Origin of the sequence: Marivita sp., assembly GCF_965656765.1 — a bacterium.
In the GTDB taxonomy this organism is placed as follows: domain Bacteria; phylum Pseudomonadota; class Alphaproteobacteria; order Rhodobacterales; family Rhodobacteraceae; genus Marivita.
The window spans coordinates 45,523-61,493 of sequence record NZ_CBFHLV010000015.1 but is presented as its reverse complement, the minus strand read 5'-3'; the positions used below and the strand labels follow the sequence as shown (position 1 = coordinate 61,493).

Annotated in this window: 15 protein-coding genes; 6 read left to right on the top strand and 9 right to left on the bottom strand. The window is 56.5% G+C overall.

The genetic code is table 11. The features are described 5' to 3' along the window. Positions 1-137: 137 nt before the first annotated feature. From ACTG4M_RS06695 to ACTG4M_RS06670, 6 genes are all read right to left on the bottom strand, one after another. Entirely contained in the window at positions 138-1,124 is a 987-nt protein-coding gene (locus tag ACTG4M_RS06695) for an ABC transporter substrate-binding protein (RefSeq protein ID WP_439122873.1), read from the bottom strand. A 31-nt stretch (positions 1,125-1,155) separates the two neighbouring features. Next, entirely contained in the window at positions 1,156-2,004 is an 849-nt protein-coding gene (locus ACTG4M_RS06690) for an ABC transporter permease (protein ID WP_439122872.1), read from the bottom strand. Next, positions 2,001-2,933: an ABC transporter permease gene (locus ACTG4M_RS06685; protein WP_439122871.1), complete on the bottom strand. Its 933-nt coding sequence runs from the start codon at positions 2,931-2,933 to the stop codon at positions 2,001-2,003. The genes ACTG4M_RS06690 and ACTG4M_RS06685 overlap by 4 nt, the downstream gene beginning before the upstream one ends. Before the next feature lie 6 nt (positions 2,934-2,939). Next, positions 2,940-3,761 (bottom strand): ABC transporter ATP-binding protein, encoded by an 822-nt coding sequence (locus tag ACTG4M_RS06680; protein ID WP_439122870.1) that lies wholly within the window; start codon positions 3,759-3,761, stop codon positions 2,940-2,942. After that, on the bottom strand, positions 3,761-5,215 hold the full coding sequence (hydA, locus tag ACTG4M_RS06675) for a dihydropyrimidinase (protein ID WP_439122869.1): 1,455 nt from the start codon (positions 5,213-5,215) through the stop codon (positions 3,761-3,763). Before hydA ends, ACTG4M_RS06680 begins: the two co-directional genes overlap by 1 nt. 84 nt (positions 5,216-5,299) lie before the next feature. After that, positions 5,300-6,550 carry a Zn-dependent hydrolase gene (locus ACTG4M_RS06670; RefSeq protein WP_439122868.1) on the bottom strand — a complete coding sequence of 417 codons (1,251 nt, stop codon included), beginning with the start codon at positions 6,548-6,550 and terminating at the stop codon, positions 5,300-5,302. A gap of 183 nt (positions 6,551-6,733) precedes the next feature. Here ACTG4M_RS06670 and ACTG4M_RS06665 point away from each other — a divergent pair, with 183 nt between their 5' ends. Then, positions 6,734-7,348 carry a TetR family transcriptional regulator C-terminal domain-containing protein gene (locus ACTG4M_RS06665; RefSeq protein WP_439122867.1) on the top strand — a complete coding sequence of 205 codons (615 nt, stop codon included), beginning with the start codon at positions 6,734-6,736 and terminating at the stop codon, positions 7,346-7,348. A gap of 466 nt (positions 7,349-7,814) precedes the next feature. On the opposite strand, the gene preA is transcribed toward ACTG4M_RS06665, so the two are convergent. Together preA and ACTG4M_RS06655 are read right to left on the bottom strand one after the other, a co-directional pair. Then, entirely contained in the window at positions 7,815-9,122 is a 1,308-nt protein-coding gene (gene preA / locus ACTG4M_RS06660) for an NAD-dependent dihydropyrimidine dehydrogenase subunit PreA (RefSeq protein WP_439122866.1), read from the bottom strand. A 16-nt stretch (positions 9,123-9,138) separates the two neighbouring features. Further along, positions 9,139-10,464 (bottom strand): NAD(P)-dependent oxidoreductase, encoded by a 1,326-nt coding sequence (locus ACTG4M_RS06655; protein WP_439122865.1) that lies wholly within the window; start codon positions 10,462-10,464, stop codon positions 9,139-9,141. A gap of 218 nt (positions 10,465-10,682) precedes the next feature. Here ACTG4M_RS06655 and ACTG4M_RS06650 point away from each other — a divergent pair, with 218 nt between their 5' ends. Further along, entirely contained in the window at positions 10,683-10,898 is a 216-nt protein-coding gene (locus ACTG4M_RS06650) for a DUF1127 domain-containing protein (RefSeq protein ID WP_439122864.1), read from the top strand. A gap of 163 nt (positions 10,899-11,061) precedes the next feature. Here the strand turns inward: ACTG4M_RS06650 and rpsD are convergent, their stop codons facing one another. Further along, positions 11,062-11,682 carry a 30S ribosomal protein S4 gene (gene rpsD / locus ACTG4M_RS06645; RefSeq protein ID WP_439122863.1) on the bottom strand — a complete coding sequence of 207 codons (621 nt, stop codon included), beginning with the start codon at positions 11,680-11,682 and terminating at the stop codon, positions 11,062-11,064. A gap of 228 nt (positions 11,683-11,910) precedes the next feature. On the opposite strand from rpsD, the gene ACTG4M_RS06640 reads away from it, so the two are divergent. The 4 genes from ACTG4M_RS06640 to yddG all read left to right on the top strand — a co-directional run bounded on the left by ACTG4M_RS06640 (position 11,911) and on the right by yddG (position 15,912). After that, positions 11,911-12,723: an EAL domain-containing protein gene (locus tag ACTG4M_RS06640; RefSeq protein WP_439122862.1), complete on the top strand. Its 813-nt coding sequence runs from the start codon at positions 11,911-11,913 to the stop codon at positions 12,721-12,723. Positions 12,724-12,914: 191 nt separating this feature from the next. Next, positions 12,915-14,090: an acetyl-CoA C-acetyltransferase gene (locus ACTG4M_RS06635; protein ID WP_439122861.1), complete on the top strand. Its 1,176-nt coding sequence runs from the start codon at positions 12,915-12,917 to the stop codon at positions 14,088-14,090. A gap of 154 nt (positions 14,091-14,244) precedes the next feature. After that, the gene (gene phbB, locus ACTG4M_RS06630; protein ID WP_439122860.1) at positions 14,245-14,967 is read left to right on the top strand and encodes an acetoacetyl-CoA reductase; all 723 of its coding nucleotides are present in this window, start codon (positions 14,245-14,247) and stop codon (positions 14,965-14,967) included. An 81-nt stretch (positions 14,968-15,048) separates the two neighbouring features. Next, positions 15,049-15,912, top strand: coding sequence for an aromatic amino acid exporter YddG (yddG, locus tag ACTG4M_RS06625; RefSeq protein WP_439122859.1), 864 nt, complete (start codon positions 15,049-15,051; stop codon positions 15,910-15,912). The last annotated feature ends 59 nt before the right edge of the window (positions 15,913-15,971 follow it).

The window sequence follows — 15,971 nt, the reverse complement described above, 5'->3', positions numbered from 1 at the left end:
AGCGGGTCAATTCACCCGAAACGGATTTGCCCAAAGTGGTCGAACTGACCCCCAAGATCAGCTACGGTGATACACTCCGCCGATAATAAGAAAGGGCCTCCCGGGCCCTTTCATTGGTCGAAGATATCAACCTGAGATCAATTCAGCACGTCAGACACAGCGTGTGTCCAAGCGCCATCACCCGGATCAGCGGTAATGACCGGGTCAGAACCGCCAGCCAACAAAGTCTGAACGGTCCGTTCAAAATCCGCCGGATCAAGCGCGCCGTTCGACCCTGCGGTCAATTTCGCGACTTCCCCCATCATGCGCTTCTGATGCGTTTCGGTCTGTGCACCAGTCTCATCATAATCGAGGACGATCATTGCCGCCTCTTCCGGGTTTTCCTCGGCCCATTTCCAACCCTTCATCGACGCATCTACAAAGCGCTGCATCTTGTCGACAAATGCCGGGTCGTCCAAACGATCTTCCAACACGTAGAGACCATCTTCCAAAGTAGCCACGCCCTGATCTTCGTATTTGAAGGTCACAAGGTCATCCGGGCTGACACCAGCGTCGATCACCTGCCAATACTCGTTATACGTCATGGTAGAAATGCAATCCGCCTGACGTTGAAGCAGTGGATCGACGTTAAAGCCCTGTTTGAGAACCTCGACACCATTCTCACTCTTGCCATCTGTCGAAATGCCCATCGAACTCATCCACGACATAAACGGGAATTCATTGCCAAAGAACCAAACGCCCAAAGTGCGATTCTTGAGATCATCTGGCGTTTCGATACCTGCATCCTTCCAACACGTCAGCATCATGCCCGAGCTTTTGAACGGTTGCGCGATATTGACCAAAGGCAATCCCTTTTCGCGCGCAGCCAAAGCAGCCGGCATCCATTCGACCGTCACATCGGCACCACCACCTGCGATAACTTGTGTCGGTGCAATGTCTGGGCCGCCTGGTTTGATCGTAACGTCAAGATCAGCCTCTTCGTAGTAGCCGTTTTCCAATGCCACATAATAGCCCGCGAACTGGGCTTGAGTGACCCATTTCAACTGTAGCGTCACATCGTCAGCCGCCCATGCGGGTGCAGCAAGACCTACGGCGGCAAGTGCGCCAATAATTTTCGTTTTCATGTAGTAACCTCCTTGTTGTGGTTTATTCTTTTCAATGCGCGCGATGTGACGGATGCCAGAACGTCACACGCTTTTCGAACCACGCAACCAGCCCATAAAATGCCGTACCAGCCATCGCAGCCACCGCGATCTCGGCCCAGACCAGATCAATCGACAGGCTGCCGACGCCAGTTGAAATTCGAAATCCCATCCCGCGTGTGGGTGATCCAAAATATTCAGCAACAATTGCCCCAATCAATGCAAGCGTTGTCGCAATTTTCAACCCGTTGAACATAAAGGGCAGCGCAGCTGGTAAGCGCAATTTGATTAAAGTGTCGGAATAACTCGCAGCATAGGTTCGCATCAAATCGCGCTGCATCGCATCGGTTTCGCGCAACCCCTGCACCGTGTTTACGAGGATCGGAAAGAACACCATCACGACGACAACCGCCGCTTTGGAATGCCAATCGAACCCGAACCAGCTCACCAAAATCGGCGCGATCCCCACGATGGGCAAAGCTGCAACAAAATTACCGATGGGCAGCAAACCACGAGTCAGAAAGTTGGATCGATCAATAAGGATAGCTGTACCAAAGGCTGAAAGGCTGCCAATCAGGAATCCAGATAACGCGCCTTTCAGGACCGTCTGACGAAAGTCCTCCCACAAGATATCGGTAGAGGCGGCAAAGGTCTGTGCAACTGTTGACGGCGCGGGCAAGATCACGGGCGAAACTCCGAACCCGCGCACAATCCCTTCCCACAGCACGATCAGAGTCACACCAAACAGAACTGGAATCGCGACACGCACAACCAGTGAACTCCGCCACCGTGAATTGGCCAGAAAGGTATTCAGCACCCATGCACCGATCCAGAACGCGAGGGCGAATAACAGCCAGCTCATGCTTGCATCCCCATCCGTTTAAGGGTCGCGCGTTGCGTCACGTCAAGCAGCGTCACTAAGATGCCCGCAAGGATTGCCGCCGCGAACAACGCAGCCCAGATCGCCAGTGGTGTGCCGAACTGATCCCCGATCAAAATGCGCGCCCCGAGGCCCGAGATCGCTCCCGTAGGCAATTCGCCCACGATGGTTCCGACCAAGGCCGCCGCAATCCCGATCTTGAGCGAGGTGAACAGATACGGCATCGACGCAGGCAGCCGCAGTTTCAAGAATGCCTGTAGCCCAGACGCCGAATAGGTCCTAAGCAAATCAAGCTGCGCCGCCCCCGGTGACCGCAGGCCTTTGACCATACCGACCAGAACCGGGAAGTAACACAGATAGGCCGATATGATGGCCTTGGGCACCGTCCGTCCTTCGATGCCAACCTGGCTGGACAACACAATGATCATCGGAGCCAAGGCCACAATCGGCACTGTCTGACTGATGATCGCCCATGGCATCAGGCTCATGTTCACAACACGACTGTAGACGATGGCAATCGCACCAGCCATACCAAGCACTGTGCCAAGCGCAAAACCCCAAAGCGTCGATTGCAGCGTGATCCAGCCATGGTAAATCAGCGATCGCTTTGACATGGGCCGCCCCCGCAGCACCATGTCGCCCGTGCTTTTCCAAAGCTCAGAACCCACCTGAACAGGTGTCGGCAACCGTGGTCGGTCAAGCGTGTAGCCACCCGATATGTGCTCTGGGTTTTCCAGCATAAGTCGCCAGATCGACTGGTCGAACCGGGCACGCGATTCCGGCGGCACCACCTCTGCCCCGCCACGTTCGGCCACATCCAATGCGCCGCGAATGTTCATCGGGGCCACCGCCGCGTACCAAAGCGCGACAATCGCAGCAAGGACCGTCAGGATCGGCAGCAAATTCCTCATGGCGCGTCAATCATCATACGCATGCCCCGCGCGCAGCCCTTCGCGCACACGATGCGCAATGGCTAGGAATTCCGGCGTATCGCGAATATCCAACGGGCGTTCCTTCGGTAAAGGGCTTTGGATCACATCGGTGATCCGACCGGGACGCGGGCTCATCACCACAATCTTGGTCGACAGGTAAACCGCTTCTGGGATCGAATGTGTCACAAACGCGATGGTTTTCTCGGTCCGAGCCCAAAGCTCCAGCAACTGCTCATTCAGGTGATCGCGCACAATTTCGTCCAACGCTCCGAAAGGCTCATCCATCAGCAGGATATCTGCATCAAACGCCAAAGCCCGCGCAATCGACGCCCGCTGCTGCATCCCACCCGAAAGCTGCCAAGGGTACTTTTTGCCGAAATTCGACAACTCCACGAGCTCGAGCACTCGGGCGATCCGCTCATCCTGCTCGCTCTTGGAATAGCCCATGATCTCCAGCGGCAGCGCGATGTTCTTCTCAATCGTTCGCCACGGATACAGCCCCGCCGCCTGGAACACATAGCCATAGGCCCGCGCCCGACGCGCCTCATCCGCCGTCATGTCGTTAACGGTGAGCGTCCCCCCAGTTGGCATCTCAAGCGCCGCAATACATCGTAAGAATGTGGTTTTGCCACAGCCGGACGGCCCAATAAAGCTGACAAACTCACCTTTGCCAATGTCCAGATCAACACCGGACAGCGCATGCACCGGGCCATCATTCGTTTGGAAGGTCAGGTCCAGCGATGTCGCTGAAATCACCGGCTTGGTCTCGCTCAGATCCTTAATCGAAGCTTCTGCAGTCGCTTGCATCAAACCCCCGTCGCAGGGATGCCAGTGCGTTCAACCGGCCGCGGTGCGGTCAGCTCTTTCCACGTCGACAGCGCGCGGTTCACCGTGCCATTGCCCGGGCGCTTGACGAATTCACCTTGCCCCTCTTGCGTGCGCACTTCTCCGTCGTGAATGGCCACATGGCCACGGGTCATCGTAAAGCGCGGCAGGCCTTTCACATGCTTACCTTCGAACACGTTGTAGTCGATGGCCGATTGCTGTGTGCTGGCTTGAATGGTCTTTTCCTTCTTCGGGTCCCAGACTACCAGATCGGCATCCGCGCCAACAAGAACCGCTCCCTTCTTCGGATAACAGTTCAGGATTTTCGCGATATTCGTCGAAGTTACGGCAACGAACTCGTTCGGTGTCAGCCGTCCGGTTTCAACCCCATGCGTCCAGAGCATCGGCATCCGGTCCTCCAGCCCACCCGTCCCGTTCGGGATCTTTGAAAAATCGCCGACGCCGAACCGCTTTTGCTCTGTCGTGAAGGCGCAGTGATCTGTTGCGACAACCGACAATGACCCCGACTGCAGACCAGCCCAAAGGCTGTCCTGATGCTGCTTGTTCCGAAACGGCGGCGACATCACGCGGCGCGCGGCATGGTCCCAGTCCTGATTGAAGTACTCGCTCTCATCCAAGGTCAGATGCTGGATCAGCGGCTCGCCCCAAACGCGCTTGCCTTGCATCTTGGCCCGGCGGATCGCCTCGTGGGCTTCCTCGCAAGAGGTATGCACAACATACAAAGGCACGCCTGCCATATCTGCAATCATAATTGCACGGTTTGTCGCTTCGCCCTCAACTTGGCTTGGACGCGAATATGCATGCCCCTCAGGCCCGTTATTGCCTTCTGCCAAAAGCTTCGCTGTAAGTTCCGCAACCACATCCCCGTTCTCGGCGTGCACCATCGCAATGCCGCCCAATTCGGACAAGCGGTTGAACGATGCATAAAGCTCATCATCATTTACCATCAACGCGCCTTTGTAGGCCATGAAGTGCTTGAACGTGTTGATCCCGCGATCCTTGATCACGCTCTCCATCTCGTTGAACACCTGCTCTCCCCACCAGGTGACAGCCATATGAAACGAGTAATCGCAATTCGCGCGGGTCGATTTATTGTCCCACATTTGCAGCGCGTCATGCAGCCCCTGCCCTGGCGATGGCAGTGCAAAGTCGACCACCATCGTGGTGCCACCCGCCAATGCCGCGCGCGTGCCAGATTCGAAATCGTCGGTCGAGTATGTCCCCATGAACGGCATCTCGAGATGGGTATGCGGATCGATCCCGCCCGGCATCACATAACAGCCGGTGGCGTCCAGTTCCTCGTCGCCTTTCAGGTTGGGACCAATTTCGGTGATGACCCCATTTTCGATCGCGACATCGGCCTCATAGGTCAGGTCCGCTGTAACAACCGTTCCGTTCTTAATAACTGTGGTCATGGTTTACTCCGTGGTCCTGATCTTCTCTGGTTCAAAAATATCTCGGGGGAGACGCGCAAGGCGCGACGGGGGCAGAGCCCCCAATCAGCCGACGATTCCGGCCGTCTCGACAACTGCATGGAACAGAACATCCGTTCCCGCCGCAGCCCATTCTTTGGAGATCTCCTCCGCTTCGTTATGCGACAGTCCGTCAACGCATGGGCACATCACCATAGCCGTGGGGGCCACATCGTTGATCCAGCAGGCGTCATGCCCGGCTCCGGATACGATATCCATATGACTGTACCCCAACCGCTCCGCCGCATCGCGGATGGCGCCGACGCAATTTTCGTCAAAGGCGGGCGGATCGAACTGGCCAACGATATGGCTCTCAAACGACACACCAATCTCTTCACACAGCTTCGGCGCACGCTCGTTGAATTCGTCGACCATCGCGTTCAGTTTATCCAGCAGATGCGTGCGCATATCGACGGTAAAGACCACCTTGCCCGGAATAATATTGCGGCTGTTTGGGTAGACATCGATATGTCCAATCGCCCCCACAGCGTTGGGTTGGTTCTTCATCGCGATCTCGTGCACCAGCTCGGTGATCAAGGCCAACCCGCGACCTGCATTTTTGCGCATGTGCATCGGCGTCGATCCCGTATGGCTTTCCTTGCCTGTCACTGTGCACTCGATCCAGCGCAGCCCCTGTCCGTGGGTTACAACGCCGATATCTTTACCCTCGGCTTCAAGGATCGGGCCTTGTTCAATGTGCAGCTCAAAAAAGGCATGCATCTTGCGATCCCCAACCTTTTCCTCACCTTTCCAGCCAATCCGCTCCAATTCATCGCCAAACTTTTTGCCCTGTGCATCCTCACGGTCAAAGGCCCAATCCAGCGCATGCTTGCCCGCGAACACACCCGACGCCAACATCGCTGGCGCAAAGCGGGTACCCTCTTCATTGGTCCAGTTTGTCACGACAATGGGGTGCTTGGTCTTGATCCCCAGATCATTGAGCGATCGCAGAATCTCTAACCCGCCAAGGACGCCCAGAACACCGTCGTATTTGCCTCCCGTCGGTTGGGTATCAAGATGCGACCCGACATATACCGGCAACGCGTCAGGATCAGTTCCCTCGCGGCGCGCAAACATGTTGCCGATCTCATCAAGCCCCATCGTGCAGCCAGCGTCCTCACACCATTTCTGGAACAGCGCACGGCCTTCGGCGTCTTCATCGGTCAGCGTCTGACGGTTGTTGCCGCCTGCCACACCCGGTCCAATTTTCGCCATTTCCATGAGACTGTCCCAAAGACGGTCGCCATTGATCCGCAGGTTTTCACCGGGTGCTGCCATTCTTTTTCCCTCGCCGCTGGTCCGTGCGTGATGCATCAGGGGCACCCGCAGGTTTTTTACCATTTGGTAAAGTTACGATTGCAACGCACCCCCAAGCTGTCAAGGTGTGTTCTGGAATGACGTTGTGCGCAACCACCCTTGCAGCGGGCCGAGCGCAGAAATGCAGCAAGAAAGAAATCGACCGTGAACACCGCCACCCGAAAGCCCAGCCGCATCCAAACCGAGAACCGCAAACGCATCCGCGACGCAGCCCTTGGATTGTTCGCCACACATGGGTTTCGCGGCACCACGCTTGACCAGATTGCCGACGCATGCGGCATGCATAAGCCAAATTTGATTTATTACTATGAGAGCAAAGAGGCGATCCACATCGACCTTTTGAACACGCTCATGGAGGAATGGCTAAGCCCGTTGGACGCGATGAACCCGGACGGAGAGCCGCTTGAGGAAATCCTGCGCTATATCCGCCGAAAAATGGAAATGAGCCGGTTGTACCCACGCGAGTCGCGCCTGTTTGCCAATGAGATTGTCCAAGGCGCACCTCGCATGCTGCCCCATCTTGAAAGCACACTGAAGCCGCTGTTCGACAAGCAATGCGGAATGATCACCAAATGGATGCACGCCGGGAAACTGGCGCAAATGCACCCGGCGCATCTCATTTTTTCTATTTGGGCGGTGACTCAGCACTACGCCGATTTTGAAGCGCAGATTGCGGTTCTTTTGCCCGGCGACGACAAACGCGCCCGCGGGGCGGATGCCTTTGTCGAGGCGATGTTCGAAAAGCTCCTTAAACCATAATGGCGTTCACAAGGCCTTAACCTTCTGTGTGAAAGCTGCAGGCATGTTGATGCATCACCCATTCGAGTCGCCGACGTCCTACAATCCGGCGTGGAGAGATCAGTTATTCAGCGCTGAGGCGGTCGCCCGAAAAGGTGTTGTGCGACGTAAGAAAGGGGCCATCCACCGGGAGGTTGGTCTGACACTTTTGCGCGCTGAAGTGCAGGCGCGAGGGTTCCAGCTTTTTGATGTCGGCACGGACTACTTAATCGTTTGCCATTCTCAGCCGATCACGCGCATCGGCTGATCGTTTTCTCGGCTGCCAATTTTCCACTGGGTTTGGTGCGTGACCTACAACACGCTTGCATGCTGTCACCCGCCCCCAGAATTTTATGAGCCGTCGTTTAGAATCTTCGTACGAAGATTCTTTGGTCACCCATAAAATTCTGTTAAGCGCGTGCAGAAAAAACGCAAAAAACGCCCATGACTATTCGGCTGCCTGCGCCACAGCCGGGTTGTTCGGATGGGTCGTCCAGTCGCCATGTTCCGCAGCAACAGGCTGGCCCGTTCGCTCATCCATCGCGCCAATCGCCAACTCTTCCATCGTGATGCAGTTCTCGACCGGACATACATTCACACATAAATTACACGCGACGCATTCATCATCCTTCACTGTGAAAACGCGGTCCTCGGATATGGCAATTGCCTGGTGTGATGTGTCCTCGCAGGCGGCAAAACAACGACCACACGAAATACACAGATCCTGATCAATCCTCGCCTTGGTGACGTAGTTCAGGTTCAGGTTCTGCCAGTCGCTGATATTCGGCACCGCACGGCCCACCAATTCAGAGGTGGCGGTCATACCCTTTTCGTCCATATACTGAGACAGTCCCGAGATCATCTCTTGTACGATCTTGAACCCATAGGTCATGGCTGCCGTACACACCTGCACATTGCCCGCGCCCAGGGCCATAAACTCGGCTGCGTCCTTCCACGTGGTGACGCCTCCAATTCCGGAAATCGGCAAATCGCGCATCTCGGGCGTCCGTGCAATCTCGGCCACCATGTTCAGGGCTATGGGTTTCACCGCAGGCCCACAGTAACCTCCATGCGCGCCCTTGCCATCGATGGTCGGCTCTGGCGCGAACAGGTCCAGATCGACCGACGTGATCGAGTTAATCGTGTTGATCAGGCTGACCGCATCCGCACCCCCGTCAAGCGCTGCCATCGCAGGCTTTCGAACATCTGTAATATTTGGCGTCAACTTCACGATACAGGGCATGCGCGTGTTCTGCTTAACCCATCGCGTTACCATGGAAATGTACTCGGGCACCTGCCCAACCGCGCTGCCCATGCCGCGTTCTGACATACCGTGTGGACAGCCGAAGTTTAGCTCAACTCCATCCGCTCCAGTTTCCTCGACCAACGGCAGAATCGCTTTCCAAGCCGCTTCCTCGCAGGGCACCATGAGCGATACGATCATCGCGCGGTCGGGGTAATCGCGCTTGACTGCCTTGATTTCGCGCAGGTTGACCTCAAGCGGGCGATCAGTGATCAACTCGATGTTGTTCAGCCCCAATAACCGCCGATCCGCACCCCAGATTGCGCCGTAGCGCGGGCCGTTGACGTTTACGATCGGAGGCCCGGCCTCGCCCAGTGTTTTCCAAACGACGCCACCCCATCCGGCCTCAAAGGCACGGCGGACGTTGTATTCCTTGTCCGTTGGGGGCGCCGAGGCCAGCCAGAATGGGTTGGGGCTTTTGATGCCCACAAATTCGGTTGTCAGGTCAGCCATATCGGAACCTCCCGGATCAGGTGCGCGTCAGCGCGGCATGGATATCTTCGGCGGCATCGCGCCCTTCGGCAACGGCCGTCACAGTCAGGTCTTCACCACCGGCAGTACAGTCACCGCCAGCCCAAACACCGTCGACAGACGTGCGGCCCGGTCCAGTCACGGCGATCTTGCGCCCATCCAGATCAGGCAGGTCATCACCCGTCAGTGTTTGTCCAATCGCCTTGAACACTTGATCGGCGGCAAGGCGGAATGTCTGACCAGTCGGCGTCAGATTATCGTCGGTGAATTCAAATTCAATCTCACGCACCGCCCCATTGCCATGCACAGCGACTGGAGCGGCATTGGTCACGATCCGCACGCCTTTGGCCGCAGCCAAATCTTGCTCCCAAACGCTCGCATTCATCCGGTCACGCCCTCGGCGATAAACAATCGTAACGTTCAATGCGCCCAACAACTTGGATTGAACGGCCGCATCCACCGCTGTCATGCCACCACCGATTACCACAACATCCCGGCCAACCGGCAAGGTGCTCAAGTCAGTGGCCTGCCGAAGGTCAGAGATGAAATCCACCGCGTCCAGCACGCCCTCTTTGTCAGCCCCCGGCGCGGTCAGCGCGTTTACACCGCCAAGCCCCATACCAAGGAAAATCGCGTCATAGTCAGACCGAAGATCCGCCATCGCCACGTCGCGGCCCAGCGCCATATTGTTGCGGATTTCGATTCCGCCGATTTGGAGAAGCCAGTCTACCTCGCGCGCGGCAAAATCTTGGGTGCTTTTGTAGGCAGCAATGCCGTATTCATTCAGACCACCCGCCTTGGGCCGTGCATCAAACACAACAACGTCATGCCCGTGCATGGCCAAGCGGTGCGCGCAAGCCAATCCCGCGGGTCCGGCCCCGACCACAGCAATGCGTTTGCCGGTCGAGGCCGCCCGGGAGAAAGGATGTACCCCCTGTTCCATGAGAGTGTCCGTTGCATAGCGCTGCAAACGGCCGATTTGCACCGGCTCACCTTCGGCGGCTTCGCGCACGCAGACCTCTTCGCATAGAGTTTCCGTGGGACAAACACGGGCGCACATGCCGCCCATAATGTTCTGCGTCAAAATAGTCTTCGCCGCCGCTTCCGGCGTGCCCGTGGCGATCTGGCGGATAAACAAAGGGATGTCGATGTCGGTTGGGCAGGCGGTCACGCAAGGCGCATCATGGCAAAAATAACACCGGTCCGCAGCAACCAAGGCCTCGTGATCCCCCAAAGGCGCATGCAAATCGGCAAAACCCGCACTCAGCGCGTCCGGGTCCAACCGGGCCGAAACAACCCCTTCTTTCAATGCTCTGGCGTCCATCTTCACACTCCGAGGTCAGCTTGAACTGTTGTGGAACGCTCTCACGAGCCAAAAATTTTATCAACTGGTAAAATTTTGAAACCGCCACTTTTCGACAAATGCTGCAGTGCGGCGTTATGCGCTCAGAGCGTGGCGGGTATTCCAAAGCGATGGTACTCAACACGATTTCAACGACTTACATTCCAGTGAGTAAGAAATAAGCAATGCAGAGGCATATCATGGCACTCACACAGTCCTACCACGGCGAAAAGCCGGGTTTCTTTTCCAGCTTACTTGATGGCCTGACCCGCGGGTTGAGCCAAGTCGCAGAAGCAAATTGCCGCGTTCGCGAAGTCGAGCGTCTTCAAGCACTGTCCGACGACGCACTGTCTGCCAAAGGCATTCGTCGTGAAGACATCGTGCGCCACGTGTTCCGGGATGTTTACTGGATGTAATCGGTCTTTCAAAAAGTCTCGATTGGAAAAAAGGCTGCGCGGTTTGCGCGGCCTTTTTCTTTTGTCCAACACCTTTATCTGAAACCCGCAACGAAAAAAGCCGCCCCAACAGGGCGGCTTTCAAACGTAAGGTTCGTACGGTCGACCCGTACAGTTGCCCAGATCAGTTCTGAGCGTAGTATTCGATGACGAGGTTCGGTTCCATCATCACCGGGTACGGCACGTCGCTCAGACCCGGAGTGCGGACGAAGGTTGCCTTCATCTTTGAGTGGTCGGCCTCGATATAGTCGGGCACGTCACGCTCGGGCAGCTGTGTGGCTTCAAGAACAACGGCGATCTGCTTGGACTTCTCGCGGACCTCGATCACGTCGCCTTCTTTGACCCGGTAGGACGGGATGTTGACGCGCTGGCCGTTAACTAGAACGTGACCATGGTTCACGAACTGACGCGCGGCGAAAACAGTCGCGACGAATTTGGCGCGATAGACGACAGCATCCAGACGACGCTCGAGCAGACCCACCAGGTTTTCGCCGGTGTCACCTTTGACACGCTCGGCTTCACCGTAGATGCGGCGGAATTGCTTTTCGGTCAGGTCGCCATAGTAGCCCTTAAGCTTTTGCTTAGCGCGCAACTGAAGACCAAAATCGGACATCTTGCCCTTACGACGCTGGCCATGCTGGCCGGGGCCGTATTCACGACGGTTCACCGGGGATTTCGGACGACCCCAGATGTTTTCACCCATCCGGCGGTCAATTTTGTACTTGGCAGACGTGCGTTTTGTCACGGCTGATCTCCTTCTTGAATCGACGCCCCGAAAGGCGACTATGAAGGGCGTTGTCCTCTTGGGTGCGAAACCCATGACAGGCATCCCCTTGCGGGGGCCACCAACACCAATGAAGTCGCGCTTATACGGCGGCCTCTTGCAGAGTCAACTCGCAAATCCAGGGCAGTCATTAAACCTTGTTTAAGACACATAAGGCACAGTTCCTCAAACCACCAAATGGGGAAAGCTATGCGACGAACGATAGGGTCTTCGCCGTTGGACACCGCCGTGCAGACACGGGATCAAAACATCCTGCAGATCGTCGAAGACGCCGTTCAACATCGTGAGGTGTGTCTGGCTTTTCAGCCGATTGTTCATGCTCAGCGACAAGATCACGTCGCCATCTACGAAGGATTGATCCGGGTCACCGACCCTACAGGGCGCATCATTCCCGCCGGACAATTCATAGATGCCATCGAAGAACGCGAAAGCGGCCGTTTATTGGATTGTTTGGCCTTGGAGCACGGGCTGCGGACACTGGCGCAAAATCCGGATATTCGCCTTGCCATTAATCTATCGGCCCGGTCTATTGGGTACCCGAAATGGCGCAAGGTTCTGGAGCGCGGGTTATCGCGTGATCCTTCTGCAGCTGAACGACTCATTCTCGAAATCACCGAGGCGTCGGCGATGTTGGTGCCGGAACTCGTGGTCCAAGCAATGCGCGATCTGCAACGCCTTGGGATCAGCTTTGCGCTTGATGACTTTGGCGCCGGCTATACTGCCCTGCGATATCTGCGGGAATTCCAATTCGACATTCTGAAAATTGACGGCCAGTTCATTCGTAGCATCGCAACTGATCCAGACAATCAAGTGCTGACCCGTGCGATCATCGCCATTGCACAGCAGTTTGACATGTTCACTGTCGCCGAATTCGTTGAATCCGCACCTGATGCCTTTGCGTTGAAAGACCTGGGGGTCGATTTTCTGCAAGGCTATTATTTCGGCGCACCAACGGTTGATCCCCCCTGGCGTCCGATTACGGCCAAAAACGTGATGCATTGATCCCACCGGGCCGAACGGCATGACGCTAGGGCAACCCCGCCATGCGTTTCTGACCTGAGACACCCTGTCCGGTATGCGAATGTCTACCGTTGCTTTACGAGAACGCGTTAATGGGTTCCGACCCGTAGACGCAATTGCGCGATAATCCCTACGGAATCACGTCTGAACCATGACTTTGGTGGAGGGACATTATGACCAACGTCGTTATCGCATCCGCCGCACGTACGGCTGTTGGGTCGTTCGGCGGCTCTTTCGCAAACACACCCGCACATGATTTGGGCTCTGCCGTTCTGAACGCGCTGGTCGAACGTGCAGGCATCGAAAAAGAGGCCGTGTCCGAGACGATCTTGGGCCAGGTGCTCACGGCTGCTCAGGGCCAAAACCCGGCGCGTCAGGCGCATATCAATGCTGGCCTGCCACAGGAAAGCGCCGCATGGAGTCTTAATCAGGTTTGCGGATCCGGTCTTCGCGCCGTGGCATTGGGTGCGCAGCACATCATGCTGGGGGATGCAGACGTCATCTGCGCCGGTGGTCAAGAAAACATGTCCATGTCGCCCCATGCCGCAAATCTGCGTCAGGGTCACAAGATGGGCGATATGAAGTATATCGACACCATGATCCGCGACGGTCTGTGGGATGCCTTTAATGGCTATCACATGGGCCAAACGGCAGAAAACGTCGCTGAAAAGTGGCAGATCAGCCGCGACCAGCAGGATGAATTCGCTGTCGCATCTCAGAACAAAGCAGAAGCTGCGCAAAAAGCTGGCAAGTTCGATGACGAGGTGATCGCTTACACCATCAAGACGCGTAAGGGTGACATCGTGGTCGACAAGGATGAATACATCCGCCACGGCGCAACGATGGAAGCAATGCAGAAACTGCGCCCCGCCTTCACCAAGGACGGATCGGTCACAGCGGCAAACGCCTCGGGCTTGAACGATGGCGCAGCAGGCGTATTGCTGATGAGCGAAGAAAATGCCCAAAAACGCGGCATCACCCCGATGGCCCGTATCGCATCCTATGCCACAGCCGGTCTCGACCCATCGATCATGGGCGTTGGCCCGATCTACGCATCGCGCAAAGCGTTGGACAAGGCAGGCTGGTCGGTCGGCGACCTTGATCTGGTCGAAGCGAACGAAGCTTTCGCAGCTCAGGCATGTGCCGTGAACAAAGACATGGGCTGGGATCCGGCCATCGTGAACGTCAACGGCGGCGCGATTGCTATCGGTCACCCCATCGGTGCCTCCGGCGCGCGTGTTCTGAACACGCTGCTGTTCGAAATGCAGCGCCGTGATGCAAAGAAGGGTCTCGCGACCCTTTGCATCGGTGGCGGCATGGGCGTGGCCCTTTGCGTTGAACGTCCCTGATCCATCCAATTCGAGGCGACGAACAGGGGCGCCATGTGCGCCCCTTTTTCGTAGCCTATTTTCGCACCAAGAAATCTTTGCGCAATAATGTTGCGCATTTTTCACCGCAAGTATAACAACCTTACCAAGTCAGAACACCCAGGAGGAGACAACCATGGCACGTGTAGCACTCGTCACCGGCGGAAGCCGCGGTATCGGAGAAGCCATTTCCAAAGCGCTCAAAGCTCAAGGCTGCGAGGTCGCCGCGACCTATGCCGGCAACGACGAGAAGGCCGCGAAATTCACCGAAGAAACCGGCATCAAAACCTACAAGTGGAACGTCGCAGATTACGACGCTTCCAAAGCCGGGATCGCACAGGTCGAGGCCGATCTGGGCCCGATAGACGTGGTTGTCGCCAACGCGGGCATCACCCGCGACGCCCCGTTCCACAAGATGACGCCCGACCAGTGGAAAGAAGTGATCGACACCAACCTCACTGGCGTATTCAACACCGTTCACCCGGTTTGGCCCGGCATGCGAGAACGCAAGTTCGGCCGGATCATCGTGATTTCATCAATCAACGGGCAAAAGGGCCAGTTCGCACAGGTGAACTATGCCGCAACAAAAGCGGGTGACCTTGGCATCGTGAAATCACTGGCACAGGAAGGCGCGCGCGCTGGTATTACCGCAAACGCGATTTGCCCGGGATATATCGCAACGGAAATGGTCATGGCTGTTCCAGAAAAGGTGCGCGAATCGATCATCAGCCAAATCCCGGCGGGTCGCCTCGGTGAACCCGAAGAAATCGCACGTTGTGTGGCGTTCCTTGCGTCCGACGATGCAGGCTTCATCAACGGCTCGACCATCTCGGCAAACGGGGCGCAGTTCTTCGTTTGATTGCCGATCCACAGTTTTCGGAAAGGCCCGCCAGTCGTGCGGGCCTTTTCTTTTCTCGCACAGCGCTTTAGCGGAACACAGATGAACCGCACTACCGCCACAGCCATTGGGTTTATCGCCGTCCTGCTTTGGGCGCTCTTGGCATTGTTCACAGCAGGATCTGCCCCGGTTCCGCCTTTCCTGCTCAATGCGTTGACGTTTGCGATTGGTGGCACGGTGGGTGTGATCTGGGTGATTGTGCGGGGGCGGCTGTCGGTTTTGCGGGCCGTGCCTTGGACAATCTATGTGTTCGGAACTGCCGGGCTTTTTGGATACCACGCGCTTTATTACTCCGCACTACGATTGGCACCACCTGCCGAAGCCGGGCTGATCGCTTATCTGTGGCCTCTGTTCATCGTCTTATTCTCAGGCCTGCTGCCCGGTGAACGGCTTCGCGCAGGCCATATTTTCGGCGCGTTGGTTTCTTTTGCCGGCGCGGCGTTGATCGTGTTACGCAACGGTTTCAGCTTTGAAGCTGCAGCAACGCCGGGCCTGATTCTGGCCGGGGTTTGTGCCCTCACATGGAGCAGCTATTCCGTACTATCACGCCGATTGGGCACCACCCCAACCGAAGCCGTGGCGGTGTTCTGCGTATTGACGGCGCTATTATCGGTTCCCGCGCATCTGCTCTTCGAAACAACCGTTTGGCCGCAAAACGTCTTTGGCTGGATATCGGTCGCAGCATTGGGCTTGGGTCCGGTTGGGTTGGCATTCTATGTCTGGGACATCGGAGTCAAACGTGGCGATATTCAGCTTTTGGGTGTTGCCAGCTATGCCGCGCCTCTCTTGTCCACGCTGGTCCTGATCGGGGCTGGGTTTGCGCAAGCATCGTGGCAATTGGTTGCGGCAGCTATCCTGATCACCATCGGGGCCGCCGTTGCGGCAATGGCTTCCCGACAGAGTTAAGTGCGAATTTGCACAAAAACAGCGCGTTCGCGTGGGTTTATGTGCGCAGGAATATAGCT